The organism is Cyanobium sp. ULC065 (genome assembly GCF_977927515.1).
This window is the reverse complement of sequence record NZ_OZ376393.1, coordinates 297,714-315,493: the sequence shown is the minus strand read 5'-3', so window position 1 is coordinate 315,493 and position 17,780 is coordinate 297,714. Positions and strand designations below refer to the sequence as shown.

Annotated in this window: 16 protein-coding genes; 9 read left to right on the top strand and 7 right to left on the bottom strand. The window is 68.2% G+C overall.

Annotation, left to right across the window (positions count from 1 at the left end):
* Nucleotides 1-104: 104 nt before the first annotated feature.
* Complete coding sequence (gene dnaK / locus ACXMDP_RS01425; protein WP_094511214.1) at nucleotides 105-2,012, bottom strand: molecular chaperone DnaK; 1,908 nt, start codon at nucleotides 2,010-2,012, stop codon at nucleotides 105-107.
* Between the two features lie 244 nt (nucleotides 2,013-2,256).
* Here dnaK and ACXMDP_RS01420 point away from each other — a divergent pair, with 244 nt between their 5' ends.
* The 4 genes from ACXMDP_RS01420 (at nucleotide 2,257) to ACXMDP_RS01405 (ending at nucleotide 5,335) form a co-directional block, all read left to right on the top strand.
* A complete protein-coding gene (locus ACXMDP_RS01420; protein WP_259728985.1) occupies nucleotides 2,257-3,234 on the top strand; it encodes a shikimate dehydrogenase in 978 nt (325 codons plus the stop codon).
* 14 nt (nucleotides 3,235-3,248) lie between these two features.
* Nucleotides 3,249-3,713 carry a Tic20 family protein gene (locus tag ACXMDP_RS01415; protein ID WP_094511541.1) on the top strand — a complete coding sequence of 155 codons (465 nt, stop codon included), beginning with the start codon at nucleotides 3,249-3,251 and terminating at the stop codon, nucleotides 3,711-3,713.
* Between the two features lie 110 nt (nucleotides 3,714-3,823).
* A complete protein-coding gene (gene rpsF / locus ACXMDP_RS01410; protein WP_094511212.1) occupies nucleotides 3,824-4,192 on the top strand; it encodes a 30S ribosomal protein S6 in 369 nt (122 codons plus the stop codon).
* 117 nt (nucleotides 4,193-4,309) lie between these two features.
* Nucleotides 4,310-5,335, top strand: a complete 1,026-nt coding sequence (locus tag ACXMDP_RS01405) for a RodZ domain-containing protein (RefSeq protein WP_457767011.1) — start codon at nucleotides 4,310-4,312, stop codon at nucleotides 5,333-5,335.
* A 1-nt stretch (nucleotide 5,336) separates the two neighbouring features.
* On the opposite strand, the gene ACXMDP_RS01400 is transcribed toward ACXMDP_RS01405, so the two are convergent.
* Nucleotides 5,337-6,557 carry an argininosuccinate synthase gene (locus tag ACXMDP_RS01400; protein ID WP_259728987.1) on the bottom strand — a complete coding sequence of 407 codons (1,221 nt, stop codon included), beginning with the start codon at nucleotides 6,555-6,557 and terminating at the stop codon, nucleotides 5,337-5,339.
* Nucleotides 6,554-6,778: a hypothetical protein gene (locus tag ACXMDP_RS01395; protein ID WP_144036949.1), complete on the bottom strand. Its 225-nt coding sequence runs from the start codon at nucleotides 6,776-6,778 to the stop codon at nucleotides 6,554-6,556. Before ACXMDP_RS01395 ends, ACXMDP_RS01400 begins: the two co-directional genes overlap by 4 nt.
* A gap of 95 nt (nucleotides 6,779-6,873) precedes the next feature.
* On the opposite strand from ACXMDP_RS01395, the gene ACXMDP_RS01390 reads away from it, so the two are divergent.
* From ACXMDP_RS01390 to ACXMDP_RS01380, 3 genes are all read left to right on the top strand, one after another.
* The gene (locus ACXMDP_RS01390) at nucleotides 6,874-7,125 is read left to right on the top strand and encodes a DUF3134 domain-containing protein (protein ID WP_094511208.1); all 252 of its coding nucleotides are present in this window, start codon (nucleotides 6,874-6,876) and stop codon (nucleotides 7,123-7,125) included.
* Between the two features lie 65 nt (nucleotides 7,126-7,190).
* On the top strand, nucleotides 7,191-8,276 hold the full coding sequence (gene mraY, locus ACXMDP_RS01385) for a phospho-N-acetylmuramoyl-pentapeptide-transferase (RefSeq protein ID WP_259728988.1): 1,086 nt from the start codon (nucleotides 7,191-7,193) through the stop codon (nucleotides 8,274-8,276).
* 112 nt (nucleotides 8,277-8,388) lie between these two features.
* Entirely contained in the window at nucleotides 8,389-8,631 is a 243-nt protein-coding gene (locus tag ACXMDP_RS01380; protein WP_094511206.1) for a hypothetical protein, read from the top strand.
* Between the two features lie 90 nt (nucleotides 8,632-8,721).
* Here ACXMDP_RS01380 and ACXMDP_RS01375 read toward each other — a convergent pair whose 3' ends face one another.
* Nucleotides 8,722-8,910 (bottom strand): cytochrome B6, encoded by a 189-nt coding sequence (locus ACXMDP_RS01375; RefSeq protein ID WP_233132866.1) that lies wholly within the window; start codon nucleotides 8,908-8,910, stop codon nucleotides 8,722-8,724.
* A gap of 59 nt (nucleotides 8,911-8,969) precedes the next feature.
* Between ACXMDP_RS01375 and purT the strand changes: the two genes are divergently transcribed.
* Both purT and ACXMDP_RS01365 read left to right on the top strand, forming a co-directional pair.
* Nucleotides 8,970-10,166, top strand: coding sequence for a formate-dependent phosphoribosylglycinamide formyltransferase (gene purT, locus ACXMDP_RS01370; protein WP_259728989.1), 1,197 nt, complete (start codon nucleotides 8,970-8,972; stop codon nucleotides 10,164-10,166).
* A gap of 50 nt (nucleotides 10,167-10,216) precedes the next feature.
* Nucleotides 10,217-11,245, top strand: coding sequence for an LCP family protein (locus ACXMDP_RS01365; protein ID WP_259728990.1), 1,029 nt, complete (start codon nucleotides 10,217-10,219; stop codon nucleotides 11,243-11,245).
* A 33-nt stretch (nucleotides 11,246-11,278) separates the two neighbouring features.
* Here ACXMDP_RS01365 and ACXMDP_RS01360 read toward each other — a convergent pair whose 3' ends face one another.
* The 3 genes from ACXMDP_RS01360 to recN form a co-directional block, all read right to left on the bottom strand.
* Nucleotides 11,279-12,832, bottom strand: coding sequence for an alpha/beta hydrolase family protein (locus ACXMDP_RS01360; RefSeq protein ID WP_259728991.1), 1,554 nt, complete (start codon nucleotides 12,830-12,832; stop codon nucleotides 11,279-11,281).
* 67 nt (nucleotides 12,833-12,899) lie between these two features.
* A complete protein-coding gene (gene uvrA, locus ACXMDP_RS01355; protein WP_259728992.1) occupies nucleotides 12,900-15,938 on the bottom strand; it encodes an excinuclease ABC subunit UvrA in 3,039 nt (1,012 codons plus the stop codon).
* 87 nt (nucleotides 15,939-16,025) lie between these two features.
* Nucleotides 16,026-17,753: a DNA repair protein RecN gene (gene recN / locus ACXMDP_RS01350; RefSeq protein WP_259728993.1), complete on the bottom strand. Its 1,728-nt coding sequence runs from the start codon at nucleotides 17,751-17,753 to the stop codon at nucleotides 16,026-16,028.
* Nucleotides 17,754-17,780 lie beyond the last annotated feature (27 nt).

Genomic DNA, 17,780 nt, shown 5'->3' with positions numbered 1-17,780 from the left:
TAACCGGATTCCTGCCCCTGAAGAGCAAAAAAAAGCCCTCCCTGCGGAGGGCTTTTCTGCTGAGACGTGAGGGCCGGTGGCAGGCCCGAAGGCCTGCCCGCCGCTCACTTGCTCTCGGTGAACTCGGCGTCGATCACGTCGTCGGCGGCAGCACCGGAGGCAGAGGCACCATTGCCGGCCGCTCCGTTGGCCGCCGCCGCTTCAGCGGCACCGGCCTGCTGATACACAGAGGCGCCCAGGGCGTAGAGCTCCTGTTGCAGCTCTTCGAGCAGGCTCTTCATGGCGGTGAAGTCTTCCTTCTCGACCGCTTCCTTGAGCTGCACGCGCTTGGCTTCCACCTTGTCCTTGGCGTCGGCGGCCACCTTGTCGCCCAGTTCGCCGAGCTGCTTCTCGGCCTGATACACGAGGGTTTCGGCCTGGTTCTTCAGGTCGATGCGCTCGCGCTTCTCCTTGTCGGCCGTGGCATTCAGCTCGGCGTCCTTCACCATCTTCTCCACCTCGTTGTCGCTGAGGGTGGAGGCGCCGGTGATGGAGATGCTCTGCTCCTTGCCGCTGCCCTTGTCCTTGGCGGTCACGCTGAGGATGCCGTTGGCGTCGATGTCGAAGGTGACTTCGATCTGGGGCACGCCGCGGGGGGCCGGAGGAATGCCGTCGAGACGGAAGGTTCCCAGGCTCTTGTTGTCGGACGCGAGCTCACGCTCACCCTGCAGCACGTGGATCTCCACGTTCGTCTGGCCATCCACCGCGGTGGAATACACCTCCGACTTCTTGGTGGGGATGGTGGTGTTGCGGGTGATCATCTTGGTCATCACGCCGCCCAGGGTTTCCACACCCAGCGACAGCGGGGTGACGTCGAGCAGAAGGATGTCCTTCACCTCACCGGCCAGCACACCGCCCTGAATGGCGGCGCCCACGGCCACCACTTCGTCGGGGTTCACCGTCTGGTTGGGGTCCTTGCCGGTGACCCGCTTGACCAGTTCCAGCACCGCGGGGATGCGGGTGGACCCCCCCACCATCACCACCTCATCCAGCTCGCTGCTGGCGAGCTTGGCGTCCTTGAGGGCCTGCTCCACCGGCACGCGGCAGCGATCAATCAGCTTGCTGGCCAGCTCCTCGAACTTCGCCCGGGTGAGCGTGACATCCAGGTGCTTGGGGCCTTCCGGCGTGGCCGTGATGAACGGCAGGTTGATCTCGCTCTGGGTGGCGCTGGAGAGCTCGATCTTGGCCTTCTCGGCCGCTTCGGTGAGGCGCTGCAGGGCCTGCTTGTCCTGGCGCAGGTCGATGCCTTCGTTGGCCTTGAAGGAATCCGCCAGGAAGTCGACGATCACCTTGTCGAAGTCGTCGCCACCCAGGTGGGTGTCGCCACTGGTGGAGAGCACCTCGAACACGCCATCGCCCACTTCGAGCACGGACACGTCGAAGGTGCCGCCGCCGAGGTCGAACACCAGAATGCGCTCGTTGCTCTTGCGATCCAGGCCATAGGCCAGGGCCGCCGCGGTGGGCTCGTTGATGATGCGCAGCACTTCGAGGCCGGCGATCTTGCCGGCATCCTTGGTGGCCTGGCGCTGGGAGTCGTTGAAGTAGGCGGGCACGGTGATCACCGCCTGGGTGACGGTTTCACCGAGGTACTTGCCGGCGTCTTCCGCCAGCTTGCGCAGCACCTGGGCCGACACTTCCTCCGGGGCGAACTGCTTGTTCAGCACCGGGCACTTGACCTTCACATTGGCGCCCACCTTTTCGACGCCGTAGCTCACTTCCTTCGATTCTTCGTTCACTTCCTCGACCCGGCGGCCGATGAAGCGCTTGACCGAATAGAAGGTGTTTTCAGGGTTCATCACCGCCTGGCGCTTGGCGATCTGCCCCACCAGCTGGTCCTGGTTCTTGGTGTACGCCACCACCGAAGGCGTGGTGCGGAAGCCTTCGGCGTTGGCAATCACCGTGGGCTTGCCGCCCTCCATGACCGCCACGCAGCTGTTCGTCGTGCCCAGATCAATCCCAACAACCTTGCCCATGGTGTCCCACCTCCTCTGATCGGATCGTGTTCTTACCGCTGCATCCTCAGCAACAGGGGCCTGGCGAGGCGAGGGGTGGTTTCCGAACTGCAGCCGTACCACTGGCTCTTCTGTGGTGCAGCCGGGCCCGTGGGGAAGGCGCAGCTGATGGTGCTTCCCATGGCGCCGCCGCCAGGCCACCGATGATGCCGCAGAGGCCCCGGAGGCCTCCGCTGCCGCTGGTGGCACCGCCGCAAGCCCCCCCATGACCCACACCATCACCGGCCATACCGCTCTGCTGGGCGTGCTCGGCGATCCGGTGCGCCATTCGCTCTCGCCGGTGATGCACAACGCCGCCCTGCGGGCACTCGGCCTCGACTGGATCTATCTGGCCCTGCCGGTGGCTGCCGCCGACCTGGCCACGGTGGTGCGCGGCCTGGAAGCCGTCGACTGCCGCGGCCTCAACGTCACCCTGCCCCACAAGCAGGCCATGGCCGCCCTGGCGGCGGAACTCAGCCCCCTGGCCCGCCGGGTCGGGGCCGTCAACACCCTGGTGCGCCGCGAGGCGGGCGGCTGGCTGGGCACGAACACCGATGTGGACGGCTTTCTGGCACCCCTGCGACAGGCGGCGGCGGGCGGCGGGGCCGGCGGCTGGAGCGGGCGGCGCGCCGTATTGCTGGGCTGCGGCGGCAGTGCCCGCGCCGTGGTGGCCGGTCTCACCGAGCTGGGTCTGGGGCGCATCACCGTGGCCGCCCGCGACCACGGGCGCCTGGCGGCCTTCCAGGCGAGCTGCGGTGACTGGGCGCCGGCCCTGGACAGCTGGCTCTGGAGCGCACCCGCTGGCGGTGGGGACGGCAACGCCGCCGCTGCTGGCCCCAGCCTGGCGCAACGCCTCAACGAGGCGGATCTGGTGGTGAACAGCACGCCGGTGGGCATGGGCGCGCCCGCCAGTGCTTCGGCAGCCATGGCCGCCGCCCGTTCCCCCCTGACGGCAGCCGAGCTGGAGGCACTGCGCCCCGGCACGCTCGTCTACGACCTCATCTACACACCTCGCCCCACCCCGCTGCTGCAGGACGCCGCCGCCCGGGGCTGCCACACCCAGGACGGCCTGGAGATGCTCGTGCAGCAGGGGGCTGCCGCCCTGCAGCTCTGGCTCCAGGCGGCCGGCCAGGCGCTGCCGGTGCCCGTTGACGCCATGCGCGAGGCGGCCACAGCGTGGCTGGCGGCACCTACCGTGGGCTGACACGGCCCCGGCTGATGGACATCCCCATCTGGCAACGTTTTCTGGCCGTTCTGGCTTACCTGCTGCCCTGGAGCGACGCCCTTCCCTTCGGCAGGGACCTGTTCGGCCTCTTTCCACTGCTGCAGTGGCTGGCCGTTCCGGCGCTGCCGCTGGCCACCCTCCAGCAACTCGTTCCCTTCGGCGGGTTCGTGATCTTCCTGGTGCTGTTTCTGGCGGTGGTGCGCAACCCGCGGGTTCCCTACTTCATCCGCTTCAACGTGCTGCAGGCGATCCTGATCGACATCGTGCTGATCCTGGTCTCGCTCACCTTCCAGATCCTGCTGAGCCCCCTGGCGGGCAGCTTCGCCGTGCGCACCCTCAGCAACACGGTCTTCCTCGGCACGCTGCTGCTGGTGCTGTTCTCCGTGATCCAGTGCGTCCGCGGCAAGGAACCCGACATCCCCACCGTGTCCGAGGCGGTGCGCATCCAGCTCTACTGACCCGCCGCTGAAGCCCCGGTCAGCCCGGCGGGTAGGCTGGTGAGTCCGTCGCTGGTCGCCAACAGGCTGCCGGCCTCATCCGAGCCCGTCACGGAGCTTTCACTCCCGCCATGTCGCAGAAGCCTTACTACGAAACGATGTACATCCTTCGTCCGGACATCCCGGAGGAAGAGGTGGAGACGCATGTCAACAAATACCGTGACATCGTCACCGAAGCAGGCGCCGAAGTGCTTGACACCCAGATGCGCGGCAAGCGGCGTCTGGCCTACACGATCGCCAAGCATCGCGAAGGGATCTACGTGCAGCTCAACCACAACGGCGATGGCCAGCAGGTGGCCCTGCTGGAGCGGGCGATGCGTCTCAGCGAAGACGTGATCCGTTACCTCACCGTCAAACAGGACGGCCCGATGCCAGCCCCCCGCGCCGGTGGCGCAGCGGCGCCCGCCGAAGCCGAGGCTGCCATCGCTGTCGCCTCCTGATCCTGGGCCTTCACCGGCTGCTCCAGATCCGGGGACACAACACCGGGGTCGCAACGACTGCTGCAGTCGCGGCGGTCCCGGATAGCCTGATACCCATCTTGTCCCCCGTTCTGGACGTTGCCCGAACACGTCCCCTCCGACCGGTTCGGGTCTGACGACCCGACTGCCTCTCAGGCCAATGGCAGCGATCCGGAAACCCTTGAGGTTGATCTTCAAGCCACGCGGCTTGAGTTGCAGTCCAGCCAGATGCAGCTCCAGTCGGCCCACCTGCGTCTGAGCCGTACCCAGCAGGAGCTGGAGCAGGCGCGCCGTCACCAAGCGGAACTGGAATCTCTGGTTTCCGAGTTGCCTGAGATCTTTGAGCGCAAGTTCAAGGAACGCTGCGAGCCGATCCTGGAGCGCCAGAGGTTGCTCACGGAGGAGAACCAGTCGTTGCGGCTAACGCTCCAGCACGCGCTGCCTGGCCTCAACCCCCAGCAACGCATCTTGATGCCCGCTCCCGCGCCTGCCGCCGCACCGGGTCCGCCACCACCACCCACACCACCGTCCAGGGAGCGGCCCACCCAGCCGCGCACGCCGCTGCAGCCGCTGCACTGGTTGAAGAGCTCCCTGAGCGCCGCACCCCGTCTGCCGCAAACCCGGCACCAACTGCTGCTGATCGCCGGAGCGGTGGGCCTGCTCTCCCTCGGAGGCACCCTCGGATGGCATCAACTGCGGCAATCCCCCGCTTCCGCTCCCTCGGTGAAAACCACTGCGTCAATAGCGGAAGCGCAAGGGCAGGCCAAGAGCGGCAATGGCACCAGTGCCGCCACCCCCAATCCCGACGCTGTCGGGCCCAACGAAGTGGCCCTGCGCAGCAACGAGGACAACTGGGTGGAGGTGCGCAACGGCGCCGGTACCTACCTATTCGCGGGCTTGCTGAAAGGGGAGAAGCGATTTGCGCTCAGTGAGGGGCTGCAGGTGTTCGCCGGCCGTCCCGACCTGCTCACGATTCGACGCGCTGATGGCCCAGCCCGCCTGCTGGGGCGCATCAGCGACGTCGCCTGGGTCACCATCCAGCCTGGAGCCAGCGGCCGTGGCTCCGGGCCTGAAGCCGAAGGAACTCCCACCACTTCTCCGGCCATCGCGACTCCCAGCCCCTGAACTAACGCCGCCGCGCGGCGGCCCACAGGCGCGTGGGCAGGCCCCACATGTAGATGAACCCCTCAGCCGCCCGGTGATCGAAGCGATCGTCGGCACCGTAGGTGGCCATGTCGGGCATGTAGAGGCTTTCGCTGGAGGAGCGGCCGATCACGGTGGCATTCCCCTTGTGGAGCCGGATCCGCACCATGCCGCTGACGGTCAGCTGGGTGCGGTCGAGGAAGCCGTCGAGCGCCTCCTTGAGCGGGCCGAACCAGAGGCCCTGGTACACAAGATCAGACCAGCTGGTTTCGATCTGGCGCTTGTAGCGCAGCACATCGGCGGCCAGGGTGAGGCTTTCGAGTTCCTGGTGGGCCTTGATCAGCAGCAGCAGGCCGGGGGTTTCATAGATCTCCCGCGACTTGATCCCCACCACCCGGTTCTCGATCATGTCGAGACGGCCGAAGCCATGGCTGCCGGCAAGGGCGTTGGCGCGGCGCACCAGCGCCACCGGATCGAGCCGTTGGCCGTTGATCGCCACCGGATTGCCCTGCTCGAAGCTGATCTCCACCACCTCGGGCTGCTCCGGCGCTGCGCTCACGGAGCAGGTCATGGCGTAAATCTCTTCGGGCGGCTCGACCCAGGGATCCTCCAGCGGGCCGGCCTCGATGCTGCGGCCCAGCAGGTTCAGGTCGATCGAAAAAGGTGAGGCCTTGCTCACCGGCACCGGGATGCCGCAACGCTCCCCATAGGCGATCGTTTCTTCCCGGCTCATGCCCCACTCGCGCGCCGGAGCGAGCACCTTGAGCTCGGGCGCCAGGGCCCCGATCGCCACATCGAAACGCACCTGGTCGTTGCCCTTGCCAGTGCAGCCATGGGCCACGGCATCGGCGCCCACCTCACGGGCCACCTCCACCAGGCGACGGGCGATCAGCGGGCGGGCCAGGGCGGTGGAGAGGGGATAGCGGCCTTCGTAGAGGGCGTTGGCGCGGATGGCGGGAAAGGCAAAGTCGGTGATGAACGGCTCGATCAGATCACCCACGATCGACTGGCTGGCGCCGGAGTCGAGCGCCTTGCGGCGGATCGGCTCGAGCTCATCGCCCTGGCCGAGATCGGCCGCGAAGGTGATCACCTCCTCCACTCCGAATTCGTTCAGGAGATAAGGAATGCATACGCTCGTATCGACCCCGCCGGAGTAGGCGAGCACCACCCGTTTCGCCCGGGACGTCCGTTCCTCCTGTGTCATTCGCTCAGTGCCTCGCTCGGATCCGGTTGCTGGATTCTCCCCCAGCGGCGGGCGATCCAGAACCCCATCAGCAGCGGGGGCAGCAGCAGCAGAGCCCAGACGATCGCCGGCGTGGGCGTGAGCGCCACCGGCCAGCGGCGGCCGGCGGCCACCAGCAGGCCACTGAGCAGCAGGGCAACGGCCCATACCCGCAGAATCCCGACCGCCTTGGATGCCGACAAGAAAACGGGGCAGAGGCCTGATCTATGGTGGTGGATCGGCGAACCGGGCGCAGCGTTGGCTTTCCCAGCCTGAACATCCCCGCTGATCTGCATTCATGAGCACCCTCGACAGCGTCAATCCCTCCCTCACCCGCTACGGGCGGGAAGAGCCGGCACCGGTGCTCCCCCTGCGGGACGAACCGGACCTGCTGAGCTGGCTGGAAACCAGCGGCCGGCTGGTGGTGGATGAGGAAACCGCCGCTCCTGACGTGAGCACGGTGGAAGAGGAGGAGCTCTCCGCCCTGATGGGCGAGAAAGAGGATTACAGCCCCGCCGACGAAGCAAGCGACGAAAGCTGGGAAGACTGACCCTTCCCCTCCCATCCGTCCGGTTACGAGGAACGGGCCTGAACGGCCGCCATCGCCCCTGATCCTTGGCCTCCACCTCCCCGCTCACCGCTCCCGGCCGGCTGCGTTCACCCGCCAGCGCCCTCACCCTGCTGCTCGTGGCGGCGGCCTTGGGCTGCGATCTCTGGTTCCGGGTGTCCCAGCTCACGCTGCCGCTGCTGCTGGCGGCGCTGGTGAGCTGGACGCTGTGTGTGTGGGGGGTGCCGCGGTTGCGGGCCCTGAAAGTGGGCCAGGTGATCCGGGAAGACGGCCCCCAGGGCCACCTCAGCAAGGCCGGCACCCCCACGATGGGCGGTCTGCTGGTGGTGCCGGTGGGGGTGATCGTGGGCGGGCTGATCGCTCCGACCGATGAGCGACTGCTGGCGGTGGCCGCCATCACCCTCGCCTTCCTGGCGATCGGCGGCTTCGACGACTGGCGCAGCCTCACCCGCCGCACCAACACCGGCCTGACCCCGAAGGGGAAGCTGGTGCTGCAGGCGCTGGCGGCGCTGCTGTTCCTGGCCTGGGGCAGCTGGCGTGGCTGGTTCGGCGGCGATGTGGGCCTGCCGTTCGGCTGGGTGCTGCCGCTGGGCCTGCTGCTGCTGCCGCTGGGTCTGTTCGTGTTCCTGGCCGAAAGCAACGCCACCAACCTCACCGATGGCCTCGACGGCCTGGCGGCAGGCTGCGGCGCCGTGGTGTTCACCGGCTTCGCCCTGGAGCTGATGCTGCGTGGCCACAGCGGCGACCCCGCCATGGCCGGCTTCTGCGCGGCGATGGCGGGCGCCTGGCTGGGCTTCCTGGGCCACAACCGCCACCCCGCCCGGGTGTTCATGGGCGACACCGGCTCGCTGGCAATGGGGGCGGCGCTCACGGCGGTGGCCCTGCTCACCAACAGCCTCTGGCCCCTGCTTGTGATGGGCGGGGTGTTCGTGGCCGAGTCCCTGTCGGTGATCCTGCAGGTGTGGGTGTTCAAAGCCACCAAGGGCCCCGATGGGCAGGGCAGGCGGCTGTTCCGCATGGCGCCGCTGCACCACCATTTCGAGCTGGCGGGCAACCCGGAACAGCGGGTCGTGGTGGGGTTCTGGCTCGCGAGCGTGGCCTTGGTGCTGCTCGGCCTGCTGCTGCTGCCCTGAGCCTCGAGCGCTGCGGCGCAGGGCAGAGCTGAGCAGAATTGAGGCGGAGCTGAGCAGAATCGAGAGGGTGGCTCCCACCCCCGCGTCCATTCCCCGCACTGCGAGCGTCGCCTTGGCTTACTTCACCTGGAAGGAAACGGGCCTGACGGCCGATTGCGCCAGCCTCGAGGCGATGGCAGCCCGCTTTGAGGAGGCCGCCGGCCTGATGCGGCGCATGGCGCAGGAGGGCTTCCAACTGGAGCGCCACAGCGACGGCCAGCACATCACCCACGCCGATGCACAGGTGTTCGAGGCCTATGGCTTCGTGAGCGAGGAGCCGCCGGTGCGCCAGCTCGACCTGATCGCCGATTCCTGACCAGGCCGGGCTGATCGGCGTTTTGATCGGGACGTTCTGTTGGGGGCCTGCTGGCTGAAGCAGTGGGTCGCGGCGGGGAGGTCGCGGCGCTCAGGAGCGACGCAGGAAGCCCACCAGCCACACGATCACGAACGCCAGCGAAGAGAGGCCGAGATAGATCAGCACACCATTCTGCAGGCCGTCGATCGTCCATCCGAACGGCAGCCCATCGACGCCGTCACCGGTGGACGCGAAGGCCAGAACGGCGGGCGAAACGATCAAGGCAGGCGGGGCCGACACGCTGCTCTTCTAGCAGGGCCAAGCGGGGGAGCAGGATCAAGGGCACCTGCCCCCCCGTGATGACGGCGCCCACCTTCCCTCGCACCCTGATGCTGCTGGGCAGCGGCGAGCTGGGCAAAGAAGTGGCCATCTCCGCCCAGCGCCTCGGTTGCCGCGTGATCGCCGTCGACCGCTACGCCGGTGCGCCCGCCATGCAGGTGGCCGATGCGGCGGAGGTGATCCCGATGACCGATGCGGCGGCGCTGCTGGCCGTGGTGCGGCGCCACCGGCCGGATCTGGTGATCCCGGAGATCGAGGCCCTGGCCGTGGATGCCCTGGCTGAACTGGAGGCGGAAGGCGTCACCGTGATTCCCACGGCGCAGGCCACAGCCGTGACCATGAACCGTGATCGCATCCGGGATCTGGCCGCCGGCACCCTGGGCCTGCGCACCGCCCGCTTCGCCTATGCCAGCAGCGCCGAGGAACTGGCCGCCGCCGCCGCGCCGCTCGGTTGGCCCGTGGTGGTGAAGCCGGTGATGAGCTCCTCGGGCAAGGGGCAGAGCGTGGTACAGGGCCCCGAAGGCATCGCGGCGGCCTGGGAGGCGGCGCTGGCGGGCGCGCGCGGGGCCGGTGCGCGGGTGATCGTGGAGGAGTTCCTGCAGTTCGAGCAGGAGATCACCCTGCTCACAGTGCGGCAGTGGAACGGCCCCACGCTGTTCTGCCCGCCGATCGGCCACGTGCAGGAACGGGGCGACTACCAATGCAGCTGGCAGCCCGCCTGCCTCGCACCGGCTCAGCTGGAGGCAGCCCAGGCAATGGCCTTGAAGGTCACCGATCACCTTGGCGGTGCTGGACTGTTCGGCGTGGAGTTCTTCCTCACCGGTGCTGCCGGCTCCACGGACCCCGGTGCGGTTGTGTTCTCGGAACTCTCGCCCCGGCCGCACGACACGGGCCTGGTGACGCTGGCCGGCCAGAACCTCAGCGAGTTCGAACTGCACCTGCGCGCCGTGCTGGGGCTGCCGATCCCCGCCATCCAATCCACCGGTCCCGCCGCCAGCCGGGTGATCCTGGCCGGCGAGCAGCTCAGCAGCGTGGCCTACACCGGCGTGGCGGCAGCCCTGGCCGAACCCGACACCACCGTGCTGCTGTTCGGCAAGCCGGAAGCACGGCCCCACCGGCGCATGGGTGTGGCCCTGGCGCGCGGCACCGATCTGGCTGAGGCACGGGAGCGGGCCGATCGCGCCGCCGCCCGGGTGGAGGTGGTGGCAGGTCCCTGACCTGGCCAGCCAGGGGAATGGGTTTTATGGTGCGGCCATCGGAAACCTCAATGCCCAAGGCCCAGTCGCGTCGTAGCCCTCTCTCCGTCACGGCCCGGGTCCAAGACCTTGGGTCGACGGCTGACCCTGCCGCTGGCCTTCAGGAAGGCGCGCCGGCGGAAGGTGCACCGCGCCGGGGCAATGGTGGCAAGAGCCCCCGTCGCCGTCTGCATCGCCCCTCTGCGCTGCTGGGTCTGGCCTGTGGAGTGGGCCTGAGCCTGCTCGTCACCGGGCCCCTTCCCCAGCTGCTGGGCGCCTTGATGGCCGGGCTGATGAAAGCGGCCCCCTCGGTCAGCAGCCTGGTGGCGCCCCTCGGCCTCGACCAGCACCGCATCGTGGTGCTGGGCACCGATCACGTGGCCGCCAATACCGATGTGATGTTCACCGTGGAGGTGCAGGACGGCATCACCCGGCTGACCCAGGTGCCGCGGGACACCTTTATCGAATCCGACCAGCACGGCGTGCTGAAGGCCAATGCCCTCTATGCCATGGGTGGTGTGGAGGAAGTGAAGGCACAGCTCACCAGCTTGCTGGGCACTCCGGTGGACCGCTACGTGCTGGTCAACCTCAATGCCGTGCAGAAGCTGGCCGATGCCCTGGGCGGTGTGGAGGTGGATGTGCCCAAGCGGATGTACTACACCGACAGCCGCCAGGACCTTTACATTGACCTCTACCCGGGCGTGCAGCTGCTCAAGGGCGAAGCCCTTGAAGGCTTCCTGCGCTACCGCAACGATGAACTGGGCGATCTCGGCCGCATGGAGCGTCAGCAGATGGTGCTGCGGGAAGTGTTCCGCAAGCTGGCCCAGCCCGGCACGGTGGCCCAGTATCCGGCGCTGATCAAGCTGGCCGGCGAGAACGTAAAAACCGATCTCACGCCGATGGAGCTGGGCGCCCTGCTCTCCACCATGGGCTCCACCAAGCTCAGCACCAACCGCCTGCCGGGGCGGCTCTTCTGGCAGGACGACCTGAGTTACTGGATGCCGGACACCAACACCAACCACCCCGCCAGCAGCGACAGCGAAGAACTGCCGGCCTTCTGAGCGGACCGGCCACCAGCCCGCTCTGGTTCAGCTTCAGGGGGTGCGACCACGCAGGGCGCCGGTCACGTCCACCAAGGGAATAGCGCTGTCGCCCCAGCCATTGGCTGGTAGCAGTTGCGGGGCACCCGAGCGCGGGGCGACCGCAGGCCCGGCCGCATAGGCGGCGTTGGTCCAGGCCAGGAGCAAGCCGCGCAGCGCCCCACCACCCACCTCGTAGGTGGAACCGAGATTGAAGTGATCGCCGCCTTTGGCCAGCACGAGGCTGTGCCCACCGCCGGCATTGCGCGCCTCCAGGGTCATCGGCGTGATCGCCTCAGGCCCGGCGGGCACCACCCAGTCACGGCTGCCGCTCACCAGCAGCACGCGGCTGGAGATGGACTGGGCCGCACCGGAGGCGAACAGCAGCGACATGGGCGGACTGACCGCGACCACCGCCTTGATGCGGGGATCCGCCAGCGCGGCGGTATTGGCAGAGGTGAGGAAGCTGCACTGCAGGATCCAGCTGAGATTTCTGGAAGGATCGAAGGGGTCGTTGCAGAACTCGGTCAGGCGGGTGTCGCTGGGCTTGGCACCGGCCAGCTGCAGCACGGTTGTGGCGCCCCACGACTGGCCCATGGCCACCACGGAGTCGGTGCGGATGCCGGGCGGCAGGCCCAGGCCACCGGCAGCGACGGCATCGATCACGGCGCTCACATCCAGGGGCCGCATCCGCAGCTCCTCCGGGCCCGGCGGCGGCACCTTGCCGGAGAGCATGGCGCTCTGCTGCTGCCGGTCGCTGCCGGGGTGGCGGGGCAGGAGCACGGTGTAGCCGTGGCTGGCGAGATGGCGCCCCCAGCCCTCAAAGCTTTCCGGGCTGTCCCACAGACCGTGGGAGATCACCACCAGGCGGTTGTTGGCGCCTGTGGTCGGGCGGACCACCACCACGGACAACGGCTGGGGCCGGTAGGCCACGGGAATCGTGAGTTCAGCGCGTTGCGTGGCCAGTGGACCCGCTGAGCGCAGGGCCGGATCTTCCGCCGCCGCCGGCTGCGCGGCCAGCAGGGTATCGGCCGGCTGCTGCTGCCGCGCCAGCCGCTGCACGGCGAACAGGGCGCGGCCCAGATCGATCGTGGCCGTTTTTCCGGGCAGGGCCCGCAGCACAGTGAGCATGGTGAGCGGACCCTTGGCCGCCGCCTGGTCCAGCACCCTGGAAAGATCCTCCCCGGTGAACGGCTCCGGCAGGCCGTCGATGCCGCCGAGCGCCGACACCAGCAGCAGGGCCTGATTGAGCAGGGGCGAGGTCGCGGAGGTGTCGACCACGGCCGTCACCTGCAGCGGCAGCGGGGCATTGAACAGGTCCACGAACTTGCGGCCCACCGCTCCATCGGTGGCGCGGTCCAGCTCGGCCAGGTCGCTGTTGCCGGCCAACAGGCTGGCAGGGCTGCTGAGCTCGCTCAGCTTCACTGTGAAGTCGGTATCCAGCAGCGGCAGCCGCATCTGCACCCGCTCCAGCGCCTGGGCACGGGAGGGCGCCAAGGCGAGGCCCCCCACTAGCCCGGCAACGGTCAGCAGGGCGGTTGCCGCCGGCTTGAATCGACGCTGGGCCACGACGTTGGAGCGGTGATGCCTCCATGATCCCCTCCCGCTGGCCGTTGGTCGGTTGGTGGTGATGGCTTCAGGCCGAAAGGGCCACCGGTGGATGCTGAGCCAGCACCTGCTGGAGGTAGCGGCCCGTATGGCTGGTGGGATGCTCGGCCACCTGCTCCGGCGTGCCGGCCACCACGATCTGGCCCCCCTTGTTGCCGCCTTCGGGGCCCAGATCCACCAACCAGTCGGCACAACGGATCACATCGAGGTTGTGTTCGATCACCACGATCGAGTTGCCCTTGTCCACAAGGCGCTGCATCACATCCATCAGCTTGTGGACGTCGTAGAAGCTCAGGCCGGTGGTGGGTTCATCGATCAGATAGAGGGTTTTGCCGGTGGCCCGCTTGGAGAGTTCGGTGGCCAGCTTCACCCGCTGGGCTTCACCGCCGGAGAGCGTGGGAGCGGGTTGGCCCAGCTTGATGTAGCCCAGCCCCACATCCACCAGGGTGCGCAGCCGGTCGGCCGCCTGGGGAATGGCGCTGAACACGTCGGCTGCCTGTTCCACCGTCATCTGCAGCACATCTGCAATCGTGTGGCCTTTGTAGGCCACCTGAAGCGTTTCACGGTTGTAGCGCGCCCCCTTGCAGACATCGCACTGCACATACACATCGGGCAGGAAATTCATCTCGATCACATTCACGCCCTGGCCACTGCAGGCCTCGCAGCGTCCACCTTTCACGTTGAAGCTGAACTGGCCCACCTGATAGCCGCGGGCCTTGGCCTCCACCGTGGCGGCAAACACCTGGCGGATCGGATCGAAGGCGCCCGTGTAGGTGGCGGGGTTGGAGCGGGGGGTGCGGCCGATCGGGCTCTGGTCGATCACGATCACCTTGTCGACCGATTGAATGCCCCGCAATTCATCGAGACCGGACGGGAACGGCACCTTCAGGCCCAGCTTGTGCTCGAGCGCCGGGTGGAGCAGTTCGTTGATCAAGGTGCTCTTGCCGCTGCCGCTCACCCCGGTGATCGCCACCAGGCGGCCGAGCGGAATGTCGACATCGAGCCCCTGCAGGTTGTTGCGGGAGCAATTGAGCAGTGAGAGCTTGCGGCTGCTGCTGGTGCGCCGCTCGGGCGGGGTCGGAATCGAGCGCCGCCCGCTCAGGTAGGCCCCCGTGAGTGAGTCCTCCTCCGCCAGCAGGTTCTCGAGCGTGCCCTCGGCCACGATCCGGCCGCCGTGCACGCCCGCGCCCGGGCCGATGTCCACCAGGTGGTCGGCAGCGCGGATCGTGTCCTCGTCGTGTTCCACCACGATCAAGGTGTTGCCCAGGTCGCGGAGCCGGAAGAGGGTGTTGAGCAGGCGGTCGTTGTCGCGCTGGTGCAGGCCAATGCTGGGTTCATCCAGCACGTAGAGCACGCCGGTGAGCCCGGCGCCGATCTGGGTGGCGAGGCGGATGCGCTGGGCCTCTCCGCCGGAGAGGGTCATGGCCGGGCGGTCGAGGCTGAGGTAATCGAGGCCCACATCCAGCAGGAAGCGCAGGCGCATGCGGATCTCACGCAGCACCAGATCGCCGATCTGGATCTGGCGGGGATTGAGCAGGGGGTCCGCCCCTTCCGCCTCCCCGACCCCCATCAATGACTCGATCCGCTGCAGCGTGTCGGCGACGCTCACATTGGTGAGATCGGTGATCGCATACGGCCCCACCTTCACCGCCAGCGCCTCAGGACGCAGCCGCAGGCCATGGCAGGTGCCGCAGGGCACCAGATCCAGGTACTTCTCCAGCTTCTGGCGGATCGCCTCGCCGCTGGCGTCGCGCAGCTGCCGCTCCAGGATCGGCAGGATGCCTTCGAACGGGCGCAGGTAGCCCTGGCTCTTGGTGTACCGGCTGTCGGTCTTGATGGCGATCGGCTCAGGGCTGCCGTGCAGCAGCAGTTGCTGCTGGTCTTTGGTGAGCTGGTTCCAGGGCTGCTTGATCTCGAAACCGAAGGCTTCCCCCACGCTGAACAGCAAGGAAAAGTAGTAGCTGTTGTCCTTTTCACTCCAAGGCGCCACCGCCGCATACACCGGCAGGGCGGGATCGGGCACCACCCGTTCCTCGGTGAACTTGCGCAGATGGCCGAGGCCATGGCAATCGGGGCAGGCGCCGTAGGGGCTGTTGAACGAGAACAGCCGGGGGGACAGCTCTTCGATCACGGCGCCGTGCACGGGGCAGGCGAAGTTCTCGGAATAGAGCCGCTCACGCTCCACCCCTTCCGGCAGCTGCTCGCCGGTCTTGGGGACCACCTCCACCAGCGCAAGGCCGTCGCCGCGCTTGAGGCAGGTGCGCAGGGAGTCGGTGAGCCGTTCGTTGATGCCCTCTCGCGCCACCAGCCGGTCGACGACCACCTCGATGTTGTGAGCGTGGTTCTTGTCGAGCTCGATGTTGTCGGAGAGTTCGCGCACCTCGCCGTTGATGCGCACACGGGCGAATCCTTCGGCCACCAGGCCGCTGAGCAGCTTGGTGTGGGTGCCCTTCTTGCCCCGCACCACCGGCGCCAGCAGCTGGTAGCGGGTGCCCTCCGGCAGGGAGGAGATCCGGTCGACCATCTCGTCGATGCTCTCGGGCCGGATCGAGCGGTCGCACTGAGGGCAGTGGGGTTCGCCGGCGCGCCCGAACAGCAGGCGGAGATAGTCCTGAATCTCCGTGACCGTGCCGACGGTGGAGCGAGGGTTGTGGCTGGTGGACTTCTGGTCGATCGAGATCGCCGGGGAAAGCCCCTCGATCGCATCCACATCGGGCTTGTCCACCTGACCGAGGAACTGGCGCGCGTAGGCGGAAAGGCTCTCGACGTAGCGGCGCTGCCCTTCGGCGAAGATCGTGTCGAAGGCCAGCGAGCTCTTGCCGCTGCCGCTCACACCGGTGAACACCACCAGCCGGTTGCGCGGGATGGTGAGATCCACGTCCTTGAGGTTGTGCTGGCGGGCGCCACGCACACGGATCACGTCCTCGAGGGCGCCGCCGTTGAGGGAGCGCAGCTTCGCCGCCTCTTCCTTGTCAAGGGCCGGGACCGTGGTGCTGGCTGTGGTCGACGTGGCGTCAGGCTCAGACGATGTGCCCTTGGGCCCAGAAACGATGCTCGCGCGGGGCATCCGGCCTCGTCTAGAGCGTCTGAGTCTACGGGTGTCTCCTGATGGGCAGGGTGCCGCCCCTCGACGGCAACGGAAACGGCGCTCCGCTCAGCTTCGCTCCAGCAGCCCGGCCGCGTAGCGATGGGCCTCACCGAAGTCGCCCCCTGCCAGTTCCGCCAGCTCCTGCTGACGTGCCTGGGTGTCCCGCAGCGGGCGCACCCGGGTGAGGGTGCGGCCCGCCTCCACCGCCTTGCTCACCTGGAAATGGTGATCGGCAGCGGCGGCCACCAGCGGCTGATGGGTCACACAGAACACCTGGCGCTGGGCAGCCAGCTGGCGCAGCAGCGCGGCGATGGCGCCACTCACGCGGCCGCTCACGCCGCTGTCGATTTCATCGAACAGCAGGGTGACACCCGGATCCGCCGCCGCCAGGCAGGTTTTCAGCGCCAGCAGGAAGCGGCTCATCTCGCCACCGGAGGCCACTTCCCGCAGGGGAGCCAGCGGCTGGCCAGGGTTGGCGGAGAACAGAAAGGTGACCGCATCGGCCCCCTCCTCCGCCGGGGGCGTCGGCTCGATCGCCACCGAAAAGCGCACATCGGCCAGGCCCATCGGCCGCAGCGAGGCCGTCAGCTGCTCCTCCAGCTGCCGCGCCGCCCGCTGCCGCTGGGCGCTGAGCAGGCTGCAGGCCTGATCCCGCAGCAGGCGGGCCTGCTGCTCATCGGCCTCAAGAGCTTCGAGGGCGGCGGCAGCCCCACCGCTGAGGCGCATGCGTAGCTGGTCGCGTTGCTCGATCAGCCCCGCCAGATCGCGGCCGTGGCGGCGCTCCAATCCCTTGAGCAGGGCCAGCCGCTCCTGCACCGCTTCCAGGCTGGAGGGATCGCTGTCGAGGGCACCGCCATAGCGCTCCAGGTCGCGGGCCAGGTCCTGCACGTCCTGCAGCGCTTCGCCACAGCGCTCCACCAGGGGCCCGAGGCTGGCGTCGAAGCCGGCCAGCTGTTGCAGCACCTGTTCGCAGGCGGCCAGATGATCGAGCGCTGCCGGGGCCTCTTCGGCCCCTTCCACCAGCCGTCCCAGCAGCAGCATCACCCCTTCCTGCAGCCGCACCGCATGGGCGAGGCGGTCCTGGTCCTGCTGCAGCCGCAGGCGTTCGTTGGGGTCGTCGAGGGCGGCAGCCTCCAGCGCCTCGAGCTGCTGGCAGGCCTCCTGCCGTTCCCGCTCCAGCCGGTCGCGGTCCGCCCGCGCCTGCTCCAGCCGAGCGGCCGCCTGGCGCCAGCTGCGCACCGCCTGCCGCACCGGCCCCAGACAGGTGGCCAGCGCGTCACCACCGCAGCGGTCCAGCCACTGACGCTGCTGGCCGGGACGGGCCAGTTCCTGGGTCTGACCCTGCACGGTGAGGTCCAGCAGCAAGGGCCGCAACTCCAGCAGCTGCTGGCGGTTCACCACCACGCCGTTGATGCGACTGCGGCTCTGGATGCGCTCGACGTTGCTGCGCCATTCGCGGCTGAGCACCAGGTCCACCGGTGGGTCGGCAGGCTCGTCTCCGTTCTGATCGAGGCCATCGGATTCGGGACCGGCAAGCTGCTGATCCAGCTGCTGCTGCTGCAGCCAGGCCTGCACCGGCGCGGTGGTGGTGAACTGGGCTTCGATCAGGCTCCGCTCGGTGCCCTTGCGCAGCAGGCGCACGCCGGAGCCGCCGCCCAGCAGGGCATCGAGGGCATCGAGCAGCAATGACTTGCCGGCACCGGTTTCACCGGTGAGCACGGTGAAGCCCGTGGAGAACTCCAGCTCCAGGCTCTCCACCAGCGCGATGTTCTCGAGGCGCAGTCCCGTGAGCACCCGGTGCCTCAGCCGTCTGCCCGACCG